Source organism: Janthinobacterium sp. 1_2014MBL_MicDiv (assembly GCF_001865675.1).
GTDB lineage: Bacteria > Pseudomonadota > Gammaproteobacteria > Burkholderiales > Burkholderiaceae_D > Janthinobacterium.
Map to the genome: position 1 here is coordinate 512982 of NZ_CP011319.1, position 17235 is coordinate 530216.

Sequence of the window (17235 nt, forward strand, 5' to 3'; positions counted from 1 at the left end):
GACTAAAATACAATATGCTCCCCAACGACAGCCAACGCCCCGACCCTGATGCCCTGCTGGCGCAAGTGCAGGCGCAGGAAAAGAAAGCCGCGCGCGGCAGGCTGCGCATCTATTTTGGCGCCTCCGCCGGCGTCGGCAAGACCTATGCGATGCTGGCCGCCGCCCGCAAATTTCTGGCCGATGGTCAGGATCTGCTGGTCGGCGTGGTGGAGACGCATGGGCGCCAGGATACGGCCGCCCTGCTGGACGGACTGCCGCTGCTGCCCCGGAAGGCCGTCGAATACCGCGGCAAGACCCTGTTCGAATTCGACCTGGACGAAGCGCTGCGGCGTGCGCCGCCGCTGATCCTGATGGACGAACTGGCCCATTCGAACGTGGCCGGTTCGCGCCATCCGAAGCGCTGGCAGGATGTCGAGGAATTGCTGGCGGCCGGCATCGACGTGCTTTCCACCGTCAACGTGCAGCACCTGGAAAGCCTGAACGATGTGGTGGGCGGGATCACCGGCGTGCGCGTGGCCGAGACCCTGCCCGACACGGTGTTCGACCGCGCCGACGAGGTGGTGCTGGTCGATATCCCCGCCGATGAACTGCTGCGCCGCCTGAAACTGGGCAAGGTGTATCAGCCGCAGCAGGCGGAGCGGGCGTCGCAGCATTTTTTCCGCAAGGGTAATTTGATCGCCTTGCGCGAACTGGCCTTGCGCCGCACGGCCGACCGCGTGCAGGACGACGTGCAAGCCTACCGCGTCGAGAAGTCGATCAATCCCGTCTGGAAGACGGGCGCCGCGCTGCTGGCTTGCGTGGGGCCGCGCGCGGGCGGCGAACATGTCATCCGCAGCACGGCGCGCCTGGCCAGCCAGCTCAATGCGGAATGGCATGCGCTGTATGTGGAAACGCCGCGCCTGCAGCGCCTGCCGGCGCGCCAGCGCGAACGCATCCTGAAAACGCTGAAGCTGGCGCAGGACCTGGGCGCGCGCACCGCCGTCAACCCCTCCGGCGACATCGCCGCCGCCATCGTCGACTATGCGCGCGGCGCGAATATCTCGAAAGTCATCGTCGGGCGCGGGCAGGGCAGGGGCGGCTGGCTGGCGCGGCTGTGGAGTGCGTCGCCGGCGGCGCGCATGGCCAGCCTGGCACCCGATATCGACCTGATCGAGGTGGGCTTGCCGCCAGCTGACGCCCCGCCCCGGCCTGTCGCGGGCGTGGACACGGAAACGCCGCGCCGCCCCATGCGCCACTGGCGCTACATCCTGGCGGCCGGCGCCAGCATGGCCACGGCCCTCGTTTCGGTGCCGTTGCAGCCTTACCTGGACCTGGCCAATATCGCCATGCTGTCGCTGCTCACGGTGGTGCTGGTGGCCGTGCGCCTGGGGCGCGGACCGGCGGCGCTGGCCAGCCTGGTGGGCGTGGCCTGCTTCGACTTCGTCTTCGTGCCGCCGCGTTTCTCGTTTGCCGTGGGCGATTTTCAGTACATCATCACCTTTGGCGTGATGCTGGCCGTGGGCCTGATCACGGGCCACCTGACGGCCGGCCTGCGTTTCCAGGCACGGGTCGCTTCGCACCGCGAAGCGCGGGCGCGGGCCCTGTACGAGTTTTCGCGCGAGTTATCCAGCGTGCTGCAGACGGAGCAGATTTTCGAGATCACGAAAAGCGCCATCGAGCGGGCGTTCCGCGCGCGCGCGACCCTGCTGCTGCCTGATGACGAGGGACGCCTGCAATCGCCAAATGGCGTGGAGCCGCTGGACATGGGCATCGCGCAGTGGGCCTTCGACCATGCCCAGGCGGCCGGCACGGGCACCGATACCCTGCCGGGATCGAGCATTTTTTATCTGCCGCTGATCGCGCCGATGCGCACGCGCGGCTTGCTGGCGCTGCTGCCGCTGGAGGCGCCGCGTCACGGGCGCTGGCTGCTGGTGCCCGAGCAGCGCCAGCACCTGGACACCTTTGCCGCGCTGGCGGCCATCGCCCTCGAACGCGTGCACTATATCGACGTGGCGCAGGGGGCGCTGGTGCAGATGGAGTCAGAACGCTTGCGCAATTCGCTGCTGGCGGCCCTGTCGCACGACCTGCGCACGCCGTTGACGTCGCTGGTGGGGCTGGCCGAATCGCTGGCCCTGTCGAAACCGGCGCTGTCCAGCGCGCAGCTGGACATGGCGCGCGCGCTGCAGTCCGAGACAGTGCGCATGAGCGCGCTGGTGGCGAACCTGCTGGACATGGCGCGCATCGAAAGCGGCCAGGTGCGCCTGAACCTGCAATGGCAGGCGCTGGAAGAGGTGGTCGGCAGCGCGCTGCGCGCCAGCGGCCCGCAATTGCAGGCCCACCGCGTGCAGACGCAGCTGGCGCCGGACTTGCCGCTGGTGCGCTACGACGCCGTGCTGATCGAGCGCGTGCTGTGCAACCTGCTGGAAAACGCGACCAAGTACACGCCGCCTGGAAGCAGCATCGTCATCGTTGGCCGGGTACATGGGCAGTTCCTGCAGGTGACGGTGGCCGACGATGGCCCGGGCTTGCCGCCCGGGCGCGAAGAAGCCATCTTCGAAAAATTCACGCGCGGCGAGCGCGAGTCGAACAAGCCGGGCGTGGGACTGGGGCTGGCCATCTGCCGCGCCATCGTCGAAGCGCACGGCGGCACCATCCACGCGCAGCCAGCCGCGTCGGCACAGGGCGCGGCCATGGTCTTTACCTTGCCGCTGGGCACGCCGCCGGCGCCGCCCGCGCCGGAGCCGGACGATGCAAACGATTTTGAAACAGGACAACCATCATGAACGAACCTTCCGCCACCGCCTTGCTGGTCGAGGATGAACCGCAAATCCGCCGTTTCGTGCGCTCCGCGCTGGAGGACGAGGGCTGGCAGATTTTCGAGTCGGCCACCATGCAGCGGGGTCTGATCGACGCGGGCACGCGCCGCCCCGACCTGATCGTGCTGGATCTGGGTCTGCCCGACGGTGATGGCATCGACTTCATCGCCGACATCCGCAAATGGTCGGCCGTGCCCATCATCGTGCTGTCGGCGCGGGTCGACGAGCAGGACAAGATACGCGCGCTCGATGCGGGCGCGGACGATTACCTGACCAAGCCGTTCGGCGTGGGCGAGCTGCTGGCGCGCGTGCGCGCCACCTTGCGCCGCCAGCGCCAGCCCGCCGCCAGCGATGACGGCGTGGTGCAGTTCGGCGACGTGCGCGTCGACCTGAAGGACCGCCTGGTGACGCGCAACAAGCAGCTGGTGCACATGACGCCGACGGAATTCCGTTTGCTGTCGGTGCTGGTGAAAAACGCGGGCAGGGTCGTCACCAATCCGCAACTGCTGCGCGAAGTGTGGGGGCCGTCGAACAGTGAAAACGGCCACTACCTGCGCATCTACATGGGGCATTTGCGGCAGAAGCTGGAAGCCGACCCGGCCCAGCCGCAGTACCTGCTGACGGAAACGGCCGTCGGCTACCGCTTGCTGCTGCCTCTCTAAACCGCTTAAACCGCTTTTCATCCCCTGTCTGAAAACAGGCGCCGCGCGCGCCAGGGGGACGCTTTACCCGAATTTTTGCAGCGGCGGGCCAGCTGCGCCATGTTGGCAAAGGCCCATACCACCCATGAAGAAGAAAAACCATGAATAAAATGTTACTTGCACTCGCCGTCGCCACCGCCTTTACCGGCAGCCTGGCCCACGCCGACGAGGCCAAGCCGGACAACGAGCTGAGTTTCAACGTGGCCGGCGTGTCCGACTACCGCTACCGCGGCATTTCGCAGACGCGCTTGAAGCCCGCGCTGCAGGGCGGCTTTGATTACGTCAACAATCCCACCGGCCTGTATGCGGGCGCGTGGGCCTCGACCATCAAGTGGACCAAGGACGCGGGCGGCAGCGGCGACGTGGAAGTGGACCTGTATGCGGGCAAGCGCGGGCAGTTGAACGCCGATATCGGCTACGACGTGGGCGTGCTCGCATATGTGTACGCGGACAATGGCTTGAAGCACGTCGCCGGCCTGGCCAACGCGGATACGCAGGAAGTCTACGGCCAGCTGTCGTATGGCCCGGCCTACATCAAGTACTCGCATGCCGTCTCCAACCTGTTCGGCATCGTCAACAGCAAGAACAGCGGCTACCTCGATATCGGCGCGAATATCGACCTGACGAATGGCTGGACCGGCAACCTGCATGCGGGCCATCAGAAGGTCAAAAACAATGATGCATCGAGCTACACGGACTGGAAAGTGGGCGTGACGCGCGACTTCGGTTTTGTTTCGGGCGCGCTGGCCGTGATCGGCACGAATGCCGGCAAGGCCGCCTATGCCTCGCCGGTCAACGGCAAGTTCATGGGCAAGACGGCGCTGTTGCTGACGGTCAGCAAGACGTTTTAATTGAAGGGAGGAGAGGCGGCGGCGTCGCCTTTCGCGTGCTGAAAATGGGGCCGGACCCGGCGGGTCTGGCCCCAGCCGTCGTTGCTATGCCGCGCGGTGGCTGCAGTCGAACACGGCGCAATACAGCTGTCCCAGGCCGACCACGCGGGCTGCCGGGATCCGCGCGGCCAGGGTGTGGGCGGCCGACGCTTGCGTGTCCGTTGCCAGCAAGACGCATAGACCGGGATTGAAGCTGCGCGCATGCGCGATGCGGCGCGTCAGGCCTGCCTGCGCGGCGGCGTCGATGCCGCCGTCCAGCGGCACCACCAGCACGCGCGCAGCGATCAGGGCCGAGCGGCTGCCCATGGAATCGCGGCCTTCGCTGTCGATGACGATGTCGTGGTAGCAGGTCACCAGGTGCTCGAGTTCCGGCTGCAGGCCCTTGGCGCTGATGGCGCGCGCCATCAGGCGCGGCCGCGTCACGCTGTTTTGCGTGACGCCGTCGTGCATGATCCTGGCCTGCGCCAGGGCTCCCTGGCGCGGATCGGCATCGAGCAGCAATACCTTGCGTCCGGCCAGCGCGCGCGAGGCAGCCAGGCGTCCGGCGACGATGGATTTTTCCATCCCGCCGCGTTCATCCGTGATGGCGATGATCATCGTGGCGTACCGCGGGCATGATGTTGGCAGGGGAGACCAGCTGCAGCAGGCAGCTTTCGCGCGCGGCCTGCCTTTCATCGGCCGTCCATGCGGGCAGCTCCATCAGCTGCTCCAGCGCATCGGCCAGCGCGGCCTGGCCGGCCTGGGACATGGGTGTCATCGGCAAGCGCAGCTCGTCGCGCACCTTGCCCTGCATGGCCAGCGCCGCCTTCACGGGGCCGGGGTTGGGTTCGGAAAACAGCAGGCGGATGACGGGCAGCATGGCCTTGAACAGGGCGCCTGCCGCGCCGTGGCGGCCCTGCTTGACGAGGTGGAACAGCTGCGCATACAGGTCGGGACGTACCTGGGCGGCGGCCGACATGGCGCCGTGGCCGCCCATGGACAGGCTGGCCAGCAGCAGCGCATCGTCGCCGCACAGCACGTCCAGGCGCGTGTCGAGCAGCAATTCGCCGAGCTGCTGCAGCGTGCCGCCCGCTTCCTTGATGGCGACGAAATGGGAGTCGCGCGCCAGCAGGGCAGCCGTCTGCGGCGCGATATTCACGCCCGTGCGGGCCGGCACGTTGTACAGCACGATGGACTGGTCGGTGGCGGCGGCGATGGCCTGGAAGTGGCGCACGATGCCGTCCTGCGACGGGCGCACATAGGCGGGGGCGGAGATCAGCAGGCCGGCCAGCGGATGGTCGTTATAGCGCTGCACGCTGGCGATGACGCCGTGCGTGTCGCTGCCGCCCACGCCCATCACGACGGGAAAGCGCGGACCGACGGCTTCGAGCACGCTATCTAGCAGCATGGTCTGTTCGGCGGCGCTCAGCATGGCCGCCTCGCCCGTGGTGCCGCACGCGACCAGACCGTCGATGCCGCTGGCGGCCAGCTCGCTGGCCAGCTGCTGCGCGGCGTCGACGTCGATCTGGCCATCGCGGAACGGCGTGACCATCGGCACCCAGATGCCCTGGAAGTGCGCGGTGATGCGGGAGGTGGACATCGCCTGCTCGCAGGCATACTGGTTCATAGCGATTTCCCCTGGCTGATGCGGCCAAATTCCGCCGCCGGCAGCAGGCGCATGACGGCATCCATCGTCAGGCGCAGGGCCGGCTCCGTCACGCATAGCCAGACTTTCATGCGCTCGGCATGGTCGACCGCTTCGACGCGCATGAACGAGAGCATGCCGCCGCAGGTCTTGACGACCAGCTGGCGCAGCTCGGCCAGGCAGGATTTGTCGACCGTGATGTGCATGAGGAAGGTGGGCAGGCGGGGATGGCGGTGGGGCAGCGCTTGATGCGCTGGAGGCATAGAGTGGCGTGAATGGGGATCCATGGCGGCTTTGCAGCGGTGGTTGAGGTACGTTCAAGATTAGCAGCGGGGCCGTAAAGATTCTCTAAAAAGCGGGGCCGCCGGCGTAAACGCGGCGTATGCGTTGGGTGCGCTCCTGTTGCGCGGATGCGCCGCACGTATGCTTTTGTTACAAAATTGAATCGTGCTTTCGGAGGCGGGGGTTTATATTGAAACCGTCCCCGCTTTGAGTCAGCCTTGCCATGTCAGACGAAAAAGATCCCCAGCAGCCCCCTTCCACCGATCCTGCACCGCCATCCCGGCCCGACCGGGTTGGCCGGGCATCCGACGACGAGCACCGCGCACGCGACGCCGCGCCGCGCTACCTGAAGGACAATGACACGCCGCTGGCGCTGGCCTGGCGGGTGATCTCGTCGCGCTACCGTTCCATGCGCGACAAGGCGAGCCGCGATTTCATGCGGCGCACCTTGCGCATCGGCATCTCGGCGCGCATCTTCCATCCCGAGCCGGGCGCCACGGGCCTGCGCAGCAAGAACCTGCAATACCTGGAAGAGTCGATCGCGCAGTGGGTCATGTCGCGCGACGTGCTGGTGTTCATGATTCCCACGGTCAATACCAGCGGCCTGCTACACCCGAGCAACATCACCTTGCGCCACTATGCGCGCCACCTGGACGGCCTGGTGCTGCAGGGCGGCGCCGACGTCTCGCCGCAGACCTATTCGGAGACGGCCACGCGGCCCGAATGGAGCGGCGACCGCGCGCGCGACCTGTACGAGCTGGAGCTGCTGCACGAATTCGTCGACGCGGGCAAGCCCGTGCTGGGCATTTGCCGTGGTTGTCAATTGATTAATGTCGGTTTCGGCGGCACGCTGTACCAGGACATCGCCTCGGACGTGGAAGGCGCCACCTCGCACGTCAACGACCTGTATGACCGCCACCGCCACAGCATCGTCTTCCCGAAAGGTTCGTCACTGGCCGGCCTGTTCCCGAAGACGGGCGAGGCGCTGGTCAACTCCATCCACCACCAGTCGGTCAAGGACCTGGGGCGCGACATCACGGTGGAAGCGTATTCGCAGGGAGACAATATCGTCGAGGCCATCCGCTACCAGCGGGCGCGCTTTGTCATGGGTCTGCAGTGGCACCCGGAATTCCATTCGGCGGGCGGCGTCGAGCTGCTCGACTGCACGCCCATCCTCGACAACTTCCTGCGCGCGGCGCGGGAAACGCGGTTTTGACGCCCATCCTGATGCGCCGCCGCGCCGTGCTGGCCGGCTTGCTGGCGCTGCCCCTGGCGCAGCTGCGCGCGGCGCCGCGCCCGCACGAGGCAGCGCTGCCGTTTGCCCTGACGTCGGCCGAGCGCGCCCGCACGCTGAAGGTGCGCGTGGCCCCTGCCGTTGCCGAACAGGTGCTCAAGGCGGCGCGCAAGGATGCGGCGCGGCCCGTGCATTTGATGGCGCAAGTGCGCACGGGCGGCTTGCTGAAGGGCGAGGGCGGGCGCGAACACAGCCAGCAGGCGCAGGAAGACTGGCGCCAGGCGCGCCTGCAGGCGCTGGCCTGGCGGCTGTCGGGCGACATGGCGCATTTCGAGAGCGCGCGCCGGCTGGTGCTGGCCTGGAGCAGTGGCTATCAGCCGTCGTTCAGTCCCGTCGACGAGACGGAGCTGGCCAGCCTCCTGATGGGCTTTGATTTGCTGCAGGAGCGCCTGAATGGCGTCGAGCGCGAGCAGGTGCAGGCATTTTTCCGCACCCTGGCGCACGGGTATCTGAGCGATCCGATCAAGGTGGGCGGGCCGTCGACGGCGCGCAACAACTGGCATAGCCACCGCATCAAGATCGGCACGGCCGCCGCTTACCTCACGGGCGAGGCGCTGCTGATCGCGCGCGCGAAAGAGCGTTTCCTGGCCCATGTGCCGCGCAATATCGGCGCCGGCGGCGTGCCGTTCGACTTCGAGCAGCGCGACGCCCTGCATTACACCACCTACAGCCTGGAACCGTTGCTGGCGACGGCGCTGATGGCGCAAGCCCATGGCGACGACTGGTATGGCGCGCCGCCGGCGCGGCGCCTGGCCGAGGCGCTGGCCTGGCTGGCACCGTATGCGCAGGGAAAAAAGACGCACGAGGAATTCGCGAAAAGCGCCGTGCCGTTCGACCGCAAGCGCGTGGCGGCCGGCGAAAAGGGCTTCACGGGGAACTGGGAACCCAAGGGCGCCGCCAATGTGTACCTGCTGGCGGCGCGCTTCGATCCCGCTTATCTGCCGCTGGCGCTGGAATTGCGCCCGCCGGCATGGGCGCTGGCGTTGTACGGCACTTAGTTGGAACTTCGCGTTAAAACTTCGTGCGCACGGTGAACATCACGCTGCGCGGTTCGCCGTAAAAGCCCGTCTGGAACAGGCCCAAACCCGTCATGTATTTCTTGTCCAGCAGGTTGTTCACGTTGAGGCTGGCCGTGACGTTCTTGCTGATTTCATAGCGGGCCAGCAGGTTGACCAGTGCGTAGCTGCCCTGCTTGATGCGCGAATAATCGTTGATGGCGGGATTCCAGATATTGCCGTAGTAGCTGCTTTGCCAGTTGATGCCGCCGCCGACGGTCAGCTTGTCCAGGCTTGCCGGCAGGCGCCACGTGCCCTGCACGCGCACCAGGTGGGCCGACTGCGTGGTTTGCAGCATGGTGGAAAACACGTCCTTGCCCTCCGCGTCGCGCACATGCGCATAGGTATAGCCGGCGCTCAGCTTCAAATCCCTGGCCACTTCGCCCGTCACTTCCATTTCCACGCCGCGGCTGGTGACGCCGTCGATGGCTCGATACGCTTCTTCGCCGTTGACTTCACCCACAGAGCTGGCCACGTTGCTTTGGCGGATCTGGAACAGGGACGCGCTGGCATTGACCTTGCCGTCAAGGTACTCCGCCTTCACGCCCGCTTCGAAACCCTTGCCGCGCACGGGGGCGAGGAAGTTGCGGTTGACGTCGCGGTTGCTCTGCGGCGCGAAGATGCTGGTGTAGCTGCCGAACACGGAATATGTCTTGTCGAGGTCATACACGATGCCCGCATACGGCGTGATGACCTTGTTTTCCTCGATGCGCGACTGGATGCGCGCCGTGCCGCTGTCGAAGAAGGTACGGTCCTGTTCCTGCCTGTAGTCGCTGACGCGCGCGCCGACGATGACGGACAGCGCGTCGACAGGATGCAGGCGCACGGCGCCATACAGGCCGCTCTGGCGCGTGCTGTCGTTGTCGTTGCCCAGGCGCTTGAAGGCCGGTTCCGCGTACTGGCCGCGCCAGTCGAAATAGCTGCCTTCGACTGGCGGATAGATGGATTCGTAGACGGGGCCATCCTGCTTCGCCGTCGATGAAGAATAGCCGACCATGGCTTCGTGCCGGCGGCCGAAGGCCGTGAACGGGCCGCTGGCGTCGACGTTGACGGTGGTCTGGCGGCGGTCGCCCTTGTATTTCCCCATGAAGAAATAGGCGCCTTCGCCCGTGGCGGGGTCGGGATTGCCGCCGCTGGCCGAGCCGAGCACGCTGTCATGCTTGCTGCGCAGCTGGTTGGCGCTCAATTTCACCTTCCACTCGTTGGCGAAGCTATGCTCCAGCGACGTAAACAACGTGGTGTTCTGCATGTCGCGGCGGCTCCAATCCGTGGCCGGGTTCCACGCGGTGGGGAAATCCGTGCGCGAGCCATCCGAGAACAGCACGGGAAAACCGGTCCAGGTCGAGCCGCGCGGCTTGTAATCCTGGTGCGTGAAACCGGCCGTCAGCAGGGTGACAGGCGTCAGGTCCGCCTCGATGATGCCGTAGGCGACCGATTTTTGCTGTTTATAGCGGTCCAGGTAGGAGTGTTTGTCCTGGTAGGCGCCCACCAGCCGGCCGCGCACCGTGCGGCTGTCGTTCAGGGGGCCGGAGACATCGACTTCGCCACGGTAGTTGTCCCACGAGCCGGCGCCCAGGGTGGCCGAGCCCTCGAAGCTGGCGGTGGGGCGCTTGCGCACCATGTTGACGGTGGCGGACGGGTCGCCCGAGCCGCTCATCAGGCCCGTCGCGCCTTTCAGCACTTCGATGCGGTCGTAGATGGCCATGTCGCTGTTCGTCGTGCCCCAGTCGTACACGCCGTCATAGATGGCCGATACGCCGTCGTACTGGAAATTGGTGACGGCGAAGCCGCGCGCCTGGAAGCTCCAGCGGTCGCTGTCATAGTTCTGCACGCTCACGCCATTGACGTTCTTCATGACGTCGGAGACGGCGTTGCTGTTCTGGTCATCCATCTGCTGGCGCGTGACGATGGTCAGCGATTGCGGCGTTTCGCGCTGCGTCAGGACCAGGCCCGTGGCGCCGCTGGCGGGGCCGCCCGTATAGCTGCCCGTGCCGGCCGTCACGGCGCTGCGTTCGGCCGCTGCCACCACGGTGACGCCGCTCATGACGGCCACGCCGCGGCTGTCCGCCGAAGGGGCGCCGGCGCTGGCGGGGATTTTCTGCAACAGGTAGCCGCCATTCGCCTGCGGCACGGCTTGCAGGCCGCTGCCGGCCAGCAGCGCGCGGAAACCGTCCTGCAGGCTGTAGCGGCCTTGCAGGCCGGCGCTGCGCAAGCCTTGCGTGGCCTCGCTGGAGAACGACAGCAGGATGGCGCTGTCGCTGCCGAAGCGCGTCAAGACATCGCCCAGCGAGCCTGCGGGAATGCTGTAGCTGCGCACTTGCTGCGTTTGCGCCTGGGCTGACGCCGGCAGGGCCAGGGCCATGCCGATCTGCGACAGGGCGCAGGCCAGTACGGTGCGGGTAAGGAGGGAACGCGAAGCGTGATGCATGTGAAAAAACCTTTCGTGGATGCGCAAGATGGGGACTGCCTACCTTCCAAGTCACGCGACCACGGCGAAACAGCTCAAATTCAAGAGAATATTTTTTAGCGTGCCGCCAGTTCGATGCGCACGACCTGATGGCCCCAGAAGCGCGTGACGGTATTGCGGCGCAACTGCAGGCTGGCGCAGACGGCGTCGAGGATGGCGTCCGTGTCGGCCAGCGGGTAGGAGCCGGAGACGCGCAAGCTGGCGATGCCGGGCGCACAGCTCAGCGGCTGCTCGCAGTAGCGCGTCAGCTCGGCGAGGAAATCGGCCAGGCGCATGTCGCGCGCCACCAGCATGCCACCGAGCCAGGCCCCGCCATAGGGAGCCAGCGCCTGGCGGTGGTATCCCGCGCTGTCGAAGTGGGCGCCCTCGCCGGGACGCAGCACCAGGCGCTGGCCGCCATCGTCGGCCAGCACGGCGACGGCCCCTTCGAGCACGCCGGCGCTGGCGTAGGCATCGTGCAGGCGCACCGTGAAACGCGTGCCCAGCGCCTGCAGGCCGCCATGCGGTGTGCTGACGAAGAACGGCCGTTGTGCCGCGTCCTTGCCGGTGGCGATGAAGATCTCGCCGGCCAGCAGCACGATGCGCCGCTGTTCGCCGCTGTAATCGATGTTGACGGCGCTGCTGGTGTTGAGGGTGAGCTGGGTGCCATCGCTCAGGGTCACGACGCGGCGCCGGTTGACGCCCGTGCGGTAGTCGGCCGTCCAGCTGCGCCATGGCGCATGGCGTTCGAATGCGTACAGCGAAGCGCCGCAGGCCAGCAGCAGGGCCAGGGTCTTGACGGCGTGGCGGCGCGGCGCATTCGCCTGCACGCAGGCGCGCAGCAGGGTCGCCTGCATGGCCGGCGGCAGATGCTCGTGCTGCAGTTGCAGCTGCTGCCACGCGTGCGTGGCGCTGCCGGCGCGCTGCAGGTGGCGTTTCACCGTGGCCAGCGAGATGCCGAGCTGGCGCGCGATGTCTTCCTGCGGCAGGTCGTCGAGCTGGCGCAGCAGGAAAGCGCGCTTGACGGGCGCCGGCAAGCCGTCGAGCATGCGGTCAAGTTCGAATACGGTGGCCAGCAGCAGTGCCCGTTCTTCGGGCGACGGTGCATGCAAAGGCGGCAGCTGTGCCAGCACGTCGAGGTAGGCCAGTTCCAGTTTCTGGCGCCGGTAGTGGTTGAACAGCACGCGCTGGGCAACGGTGGCGAGAAAGGCGCGCGGCTCGCGCGCGGCGACGGCGTCCTCCCGGTCGAGCAGGCGCATGAATGTGTCATGCGCCACGTCGGCCGCGCAGGCGGTGCTGCCCAGCTTCTTGCGCAGCCATCCCTGCAGCCAGCCGTGATGGTCGGCGTACAGTGTCGCGATGTCCTGGCGTTGTAGCGGCTCTGCCAGCGGCATCGCGTTCCCCTTGCATGGCCGGCCCGGCTGGATCGGTGGATTAAACAATAATAAGAATCATTCTCACTTATTGTAACAAGCGGGGCCGGCTGCTGTAAATGACGGGGACGCGGGGTGTGGTTTTTTGGCTTTGCGTGGTTGGGCGGGAAGTCAAAATGCCTGGCAACACCGTCGCGCGCGGAAGGGGGCGGGCAGGTCGGATTAGTCCGCAGTACGTCATCCGACAACATTGTTGGCGACGCCAGTCGGATTGCGCGGCGTGCCGCCGCTGATCCGAGCTACGTTTCCATGCTGGCCGGCGTCAGTAGTTCATGGGCTCGCCGCGAAAACATCTGATGGCCGAATCGACCATGCCCTCGGCGCTGCCCTGCAGGCTGTGCTGCTTGCGCAGGTATTGCGCATCGCTCCACTGCTTGGCCACGTCCGACAGGTGTTTCAGGGCTGGCGTGCTGCCCAGCGCCTCGGCGTGCGGTTCCATCTTGCGCAGGGTGGTCATGATGTCCTCGCGCAGCGACATCGTCTCATAGGTTTTCGGATGCGTGATGGCGCCGTCGAGGCCGAAGCGGCAGGCCTGGAAGCGGTTGTAGTTATACACGAGGTAATCGTCTTCCACCGGCGGCGTCTCGCGGCGTTCGAGCAGGTAGCGGCACAGCGCCTGCAGGTAGGCGGCCAGCGCGGCGGCCCGCTCCACCGTCAGCGGCGTGTCGCACACGCGCAGCTCGATGGTGCCGAATTCCGGCTTGGGGCGGATATCCCAGTAAAAGTCCTTCATGCTCTTGATGATGCCCGTGTTCTCCATCTTGGCGAAATACTCGTTGGAGAACTGGTCCCAGCTCAGGGTGAATGGCGCGCGTCCGCTCATGGGGAAGGCGAACACGGAGTTCAGGCGTGCCGAATCGAACAGCGTGTCGCGTCCCTGCACGTAGGGCGAGGAGGCCGACAGGGCGATGAAGTGTGGGATGTAGCGGTTCAGCGAGTGCAGCAAAAACATGGCGTCGTCGCCCGAGGCGCAGCCGATATGCACGTGCTGGCCGAAGATGGTGAACTGCTTGGCCAGGTAGCCGTACAGTTCCGAAATTTCCTGGAAGCGCGGCTTGGAAAAGATCTTTTGCGACGACCATTGCTGGAACGGGTGCGTGCCGCCGCCCGCGATGCCGATATTGAGCTTGTCGCCGGCCGTGATCAGCGTGTCGCGGATTTCCTGCAGCTGCTCCAGAAGGGGGCCATGATGCGTGTGCACGCTCGAGTTGATCTCGATCATGCTCTCGGTGATTTCCGGCGTGACGTTGCCGGGAAACGGTTTTTTATTCAGCAGGTGCAGCAGGTCGGGGCTGGCGGCCGTCAGGTCGTAGTCCGACAGGTTCACCAGCTGCAGTTCGAGTTCGACGCCGAAAGTCAGCGCGGCCGATTGGCCAAAGGGTTCCAGCGGCATTTAGCGCTCCTTGATTTCGTGGGTTTCTTTTGCCAGCATCAGCACGCGCTGCACGAGCACGGGGCCGACCAGTTCCAGGCCCAGGGTGACGGCGGCCAGGGCATTCAATTCGTCGCCGAAGTTCACGCCGTGCTGGCGCGCGTGTTCGAGCAGCAGGATGATGAAGACGGAGACGGGCGTCAGCGCCACGCCTGTCAGGATGCCCTTGCGCCAGGAAATGCCGCTGACATGCGAGAACGCGGCCACGCCGACGACTTTCGTCAGCAGGCGGCCGCCGACGACGGCCAGGGCCAGGCCGGCGCCGGCCGTCACGCTGCCCCATTCCAGGGTCGAGGCGGCATACACGAACAGCAGCACCGTCAGCAGTTCGCCCAGCGCGCCGAAATTGCGCTGCGCCTGGCTGAAGGCGACGCGGCGGTGGCGCGCCACCAGGCCGAAGGTCAGGGTGGCCAGCAGCGGCGACAGGCTGGTGGTGTAGGTCAGGGCGACGAGCAGCATCACGGACAGGGCGAAAGCCACCGTGGCATCCTGCGCCATGTTGCCCAGGCGGCGCAGCATGGCGGGCACGATGATGCCGAAGACGGTGCCGGCGGCCACGGAGGCGGCCAGCACGGCGGCGCTGCTGCTGGTCGCCTCGATCAGGTCGGTGGAGCTCTGGAACATCCAGAAACCGATGATGATGTTGAAGGTGAAGACGGCCAGCACGCAGTTGAGCGCCGTCAGGTGGACGATGCGTTCCGTGACCTGGCCCGAGCTGCGCTCCTCGTTGATGACGCGCATGATGGTGGCCGGCGAGGTGGACATGGCCAGCGACGCCAGCAGCAGCGCCGTCATCGATGTGGTGCCGAACTCGATGCCGATGAAGTACACGACGGCAAAGGTCAGCAGGGACTCGACGAGGCCCGTGACGGCGATCCACGGGTTGTTTTTCAGCCAGCGCAGGTTGATGCGGTAGCCGACTTCGAACAGGATCAGGCCGAAGGCCACGTCGGCCAGCACCAGCATGGGACCGGCGTCCGTCTGCGGCAGGATGCCGACCTGCGTCTGCGCCAGGATGAAGCCGATCACGCCGTAAAAACTGATGCGCGGCAGGCCCGTCCAGCGGTGGCCGAATTCGCCGACGACCCAGGCCAGGGTAATGGCGAACGGCCAGGACAGGTCGGCGGCGATCGAGATTAGACTTTGCATGCTCATTCCTTTGAAGTGTCGCTGGCACCGGCCGGCAGCATGGAGACTGGCGCGGCAACAGCATGGTGCAGCTTTGGTGCATTGTTTGCGCAGAGCGTTGCGCCGATTCTACCGGAGCAGAAGGCGCGCACGATGTGCGCAATCGAACAGTGCCGTGGTCATGGCGGCCACGCACGGGATGCGGCAGGGGCGGGGCATGGCAATGCCTATGGCGCGCCGCCCGCGGCGGAGAGGCTCCGCACGGTTGTTTCTACCGCAGTGTACGACATGGCGGCGGCATGCCGCCATGGACTTTTTGTTGCACGCTTTTATTTACTGAGCAAGCGCATGCCCCGTTCCAGTCCGTCGATCGATAGCGGGAACATGCGGTTGTTCATCAATTGCCGCATCACGCCGATGGACTGGCGGTACTGCCACAGGCCTTCCGACTCGGGATTGAGCCAGATGAATTTCGGGAAGGCGGCGGTAAAACGCGCCAGCCATGTCGATCCCGCTTCCTCGTTGTTGTATTCGACCGAGCCGCCCGGCTGCAGTATTTCATAGGGGCTCATGGTGGCGTCGCCGACAAAAATCAGCTTGGTGTCGGGCGGGTACTTGCGCAGCACGTCCCAGGTGGGGAAACGCTCGGCGTTGCGGCGCCGGTTGTTCTTCCACAGGTAGTCGTAGACGCAGTTATGGAAGTAAAAGAATTCCATGTTCTTGAATTCCGTCTTCGCCGCCGAGAACAGTTCCTCGGTACGCTCGATATGGTCGTCCATGCTGCCGCCCACGTCGAGCAGCATCAGCACCTTGATGCGGTTCTTGCGCTCGGGCCGCATCCTGATGTCGAGGTAGCCCGCGTTGTTGGCGGTGGCGGCGATGGTGGCGTCGAGCGCCAGCTCGTCTTCCGCGCCTTCGCGCGCGAACTTGCGCAGGCGGCGCAGCGCCACCTTGATGTTGCGCGTGCCCAGCTCGCGCTCGCCGTCGTAATCCTTGTAGCTGCGCGCTTCCCACACCTTCACGGCCGTGCGATTGCCGCCCTTGCCGCCGATGCGGATGCCCTCCGGGTTCGTGCCGCCGTTGCCGAACGGCGAGGTGCCGCCCGTGCCTATCCACTTGCTGCCGCCTTCGTGGCGTTCCTTCTGTTCCTTCAGCAGCTCGTTCAGGCGGTCCATCAGCTTGTCGTAGCCGAATTTTTCCAGCTGCGCCTTCTGCTCTTCGGACAATTCGCGCTGCATGCGTTTCAGCAGCCAGTCGAGCGGAATCGTCGCATTCGTCTCGAAGGCCGCATTGACGCCCTTGAAGTACTGCGCGAACGCGCGGTCGAACTTGTCGAAATGCGCTTCATCCTTGACCAGGGTCAGGCGCGACAGATAGTAGAAATCGTCCATCGAGGCGCCGATGACGTTCTTTTGCAGCGCCTCGAGCAGCGTCAGGAATTCCTTGATGGAGACGGGAATCTTTGCATCCTTGAGCGTGAAGAAGAAATCGATCAGCATGGCGCGCTTTCGCCATCCGCGCCGCCGTCGGCCCTGGGCAGCGCCGCGATGGGACGCTGCGCCAGCTTGTAGCGCAGGTGGGCGGCGATTTCCGGCCACTCGCCGCGCGCGATGCTGTACATGACCGTGTCGCGCACGGTGCCGTCGCGGCGCAGCGCATGGTGGCGCAGCACGCCATCCTTTTTCGCGCCCAGGCGTTCGATGGCCGTCTGCGAGGCGTGGTTGAAGTTGTCGGTGCGCAGTCCCACCAGCGCGCAATCGAGAGTCTCGAAGGCGTGCGCCAGCAACAGCAGCTTGCAGGTGGTATTGACGTGGCTGCGCTGGCAGCGCTTCGCATACCAGGTGTAGCCGATTTCCAGGCGGCCGATGGCGGGTACCACGTCGTGGTAGCTGGTAGTGCCGATCACGTCGCCGCTGGCCACGTCGATGACGGCAAAGGCGAAGCGCGCAGGGCGCATCTCGATGGCCTTGAAGATGTACTGGTCGACCTGGTCCGGTTCCGGCACGGACGTCACGCGCAGGTTCCATAATTCGCCATCCATGGCCGCGGCGCGCAGGCCGGGCGCGTGATGGGGCGCCAGCGCCTCGAGGCGGATGCCGTGCAGCTCCAGCGGAACGAAGACGTTTTCCGTGCTGATGTCTTTCACCTGCGCTCC

14 protein-coding genes and 1 pseudogene are annotated in these 17235 nt (G+C 65.8%); 5 read left to right on the top strand and 10 right to left on the bottom strand.

What is annotated here, in order from left to right:
* Positions 1-14: 14 nt before the first annotated feature.
* From YQ44_RS02220 to YQ44_RS02230, 3 genes are all read left to right on the top strand, one after another.
* Positions 15-2762 (top strand): DUF4118 domain-containing protein, encoded by a 2748-nt coding sequence (locus tag YQ44_RS02220; protein ID WP_071321985.1) that lies wholly within the window; start codon positions 15-17, stop codon positions 2760-2762.
* Positions 2759-3457, top strand: coding sequence for a two-component system response regulator KdpE (kdpE, locus tag YQ44_RS02225; protein ID WP_071321986.1), 699 nt, complete (start codon positions 2759-2761; stop codon positions 3455-3457). Before YQ44_RS02220 ends, kdpE begins: the two co-directional genes overlap by 4 nt.
* A gap of 140 nt (positions 3458-3597) precedes the next feature.
* Positions 3598-4347, top strand: coding sequence for a TorF family putative porin (locus tag YQ44_RS02230; protein WP_071321987.1), 750 nt, complete (start codon positions 3598-3600; stop codon positions 4345-4347).
* An 84-nt stretch (positions 4348-4431) separates the two neighbouring features.
* On the opposite strand, the gene YQ44_RS02235 is transcribed toward YQ44_RS02230, so the two are convergent.
* The 3 genes from YQ44_RS02235 to YQ44_RS02245 are packed head-to-tail and all read right to left on the bottom strand — an operon-like array spanning position 4432 to position 6273.
* On the bottom strand, positions 4432-4983 hold the full coding sequence (locus YQ44_RS02235; RefSeq protein ID WP_071321988.1) for an AAA family ATPase: 552 nt from the start codon (positions 4981-4983) through the stop codon (positions 4432-4434).
* Positions 4961-5992 (bottom strand): 4-hydroxy-tetrahydrodipicolinate synthase, encoded by a 1032-nt coding sequence (gene dapA, locus YQ44_RS02240; protein WP_071321989.1) that lies wholly within the window; start codon positions 5990-5992, stop codon positions 4961-4963. The genes YQ44_RS02235 and dapA overlap by 23 nt, the downstream gene beginning before the upstream one ends.
* Positions 5989-6273, bottom strand: coding sequence for a hypothetical protein (locus YQ44_RS02245; RefSeq protein WP_232251033.1), 285 nt, complete (start codon positions 6271-6273; stop codon positions 5989-5991). Before YQ44_RS02245 ends, dapA begins: the two co-directional genes overlap by 4 nt.
* Before the next feature lie 242 nt (positions 6274-6515).
* Between YQ44_RS02245 and YQ44_RS02250 the strand changes: the two genes are divergently transcribed.
* Both YQ44_RS02250 and YQ44_RS02255 read left to right on the top strand, forming a co-directional pair.
* Positions 6516-7508 carry a gamma-glutamyl-gamma-aminobutyrate hydrolase family protein gene (locus YQ44_RS02250; RefSeq protein ID WP_071321990.1) on the top strand — a complete coding sequence of 331 codons (993 nt, stop codon included), beginning with the start codon at positions 6516-6518 and terminating at the stop codon, positions 7506-7508.
* Entirely contained in the window at positions 7505-8584 is a 1080-nt protein-coding gene (locus tag YQ44_RS02255; RefSeq protein ID WP_083411601.1) for an alginate lyase family protein, read from the top strand. Before YQ44_RS02250 ends, YQ44_RS02255 begins: the two co-directional genes overlap by 4 nt.
* 13 nt (positions 8585-8597) lie before the next feature.
* Here the strand turns inward: YQ44_RS02255 and YQ44_RS02260 are convergent, their stop codons facing one another.
* From YQ44_RS02260 to YQ44_RS02285, 7 genes and pseudogenes are all read right to left on the bottom strand, one after another.
* Complete coding sequence (locus YQ44_RS02260; RefSeq protein WP_071326206.1) at positions 8598-11069, bottom strand: TonB-dependent siderophore receptor; 2472 nt, start codon at positions 11067-11069, stop codon at positions 8598-8600.
* A gap of 95 nt (positions 11070-11164) precedes the next feature.
* Positions 11165-11944, bottom strand: a complete 780-nt coding sequence (locus YQ44_RS29450) for a FecR family protein (protein ID WP_232251294.1) — start codon at positions 11942-11944, stop codon at positions 11165-11167.
* A 54-nt stretch (positions 11945-11998) separates the two neighbouring features.
* Positions 11999-12481: pseudogene (locus YQ44_RS29455) on the bottom strand (sigma-70 family RNA polymerase sigma factor); the annotation flags it as partial.
* A 301-nt stretch (positions 12482-12782) separates the two neighbouring features.
* On the bottom strand, positions 12783-13913 hold the full coding sequence (locus YQ44_RS02270; protein WP_034780287.1) for a YbdK family carboxylate-amine ligase: 1131 nt from the start codon (positions 13911-13913) through the stop codon (positions 12783-12785).
* Positions 13914-15101 carry a cation:proton antiporter gene (locus YQ44_RS02275; protein WP_071326208.1) on the bottom strand — a complete coding sequence of 396 codons (1188 nt, stop codon included), beginning with the start codon at positions 15099-15101 and terminating at the stop codon, positions 13914-13916.
* Positions 15102-15409: 308 nt separating this feature from the next.
* On the bottom strand, positions 15410-16579 hold the full coding sequence (locus tag YQ44_RS02280) for a vWA domain-containing protein (protein ID WP_071321991.1): 1170 nt from the start codon (positions 16577-16579) through the stop codon (positions 15410-15412).
* The gene (locus YQ44_RS02285) at positions 16573-17226 is read right to left on the bottom strand and encodes a GNAT family N-acetyltransferase (RefSeq protein ID WP_071321992.1); all 654 of its coding nucleotides are present in this window, start codon (positions 17224-17226) and stop codon (positions 16573-16575) included. The genes YQ44_RS02280 and YQ44_RS02285 overlap by 7 nt, the downstream gene beginning before the upstream one ends.
* Between the last annotated feature and the right edge of the window lie 9 nt (positions 17227-17235).

Coding starts and splice junctions, on each gene's coding strand:
- YQ44_RS02245 (WP_232251033.1), bottom strand. CDS start 6,273: ATGCCTCCAGCGCATCAAGCGCTGCCCCACCGCCATCCCCGCCTGCCC.
- kdpE (WP_071321986.1), top strand. CDS start 2,759: ATGAACGAACCTTCCGCCACCGCCTTGCTGGTCGAGGATGAACCGCAA.
- YQ44_RS02230 (WP_071321987.1), top strand. CDS start 3,598: ATGAATAAAATGTTACTTGCACTCGCCGTCGCCACCGCCTTTACCGGC.
- YQ44_RS29450 (WP_232251294.1), bottom strand. CDS start 11,944: ATGCAGGCGACCCTGCTGCGCGCCTGCGTGCAGGCGAATGCGCCGCGC.
- dapA (WP_071321989.1), bottom strand. CDS start 5,992: ATGAACCAGTATGCCTGCGAGCAGGCGATGTCCACCTCCCGCATCACC.
- YQ44_RS02275 (WP_071326208.1), bottom strand. CDS start 15,101: ATGCAAAGTCTAATCTCGATCGCCGCCGACCTGTCCTGGCCGTTCGCC.
- YQ44_RS02270 (WP_034780287.1), bottom strand. CDS start 13,913: ATGCCGCTGGAACCCTTTGGCCAATCGGCCGCGCTGACTTTCGGCGTC.
- YQ44_RS02260 (WP_071326206.1), bottom strand. CDS start 11,069: ATGCATCACGCTTCGCGTTCCCTCCTTACCCGCACCGTACTGGCCTGC.
- YQ44_RS02250 (WP_071321990.1), top strand. CDS start 6,516: ATGTCAGACGAAAAAGATCCCCAGCAGCCCCCTTCCACCGATCCTGCA.
- YQ44_RS02280 (WP_071321991.1), bottom strand. CDS start 16,579: ATGCTGATCGATTTCTTCTTCACGCTCAAGGATGCAAAGATTCCCGTC.
- YQ44_RS02235 (WP_071321988.1), bottom strand. CDS start 4,983: ATGATCATCGCCATCACGGATGAACGCGGCGGGATGGAAAAATCCATC.
- YQ44_RS02220 (WP_071321985.1), top strand. CDS start 15: ATGCTCCCCAACGACAGCCAACGCCCCGACCCTGATGCCCTGCTGGCG.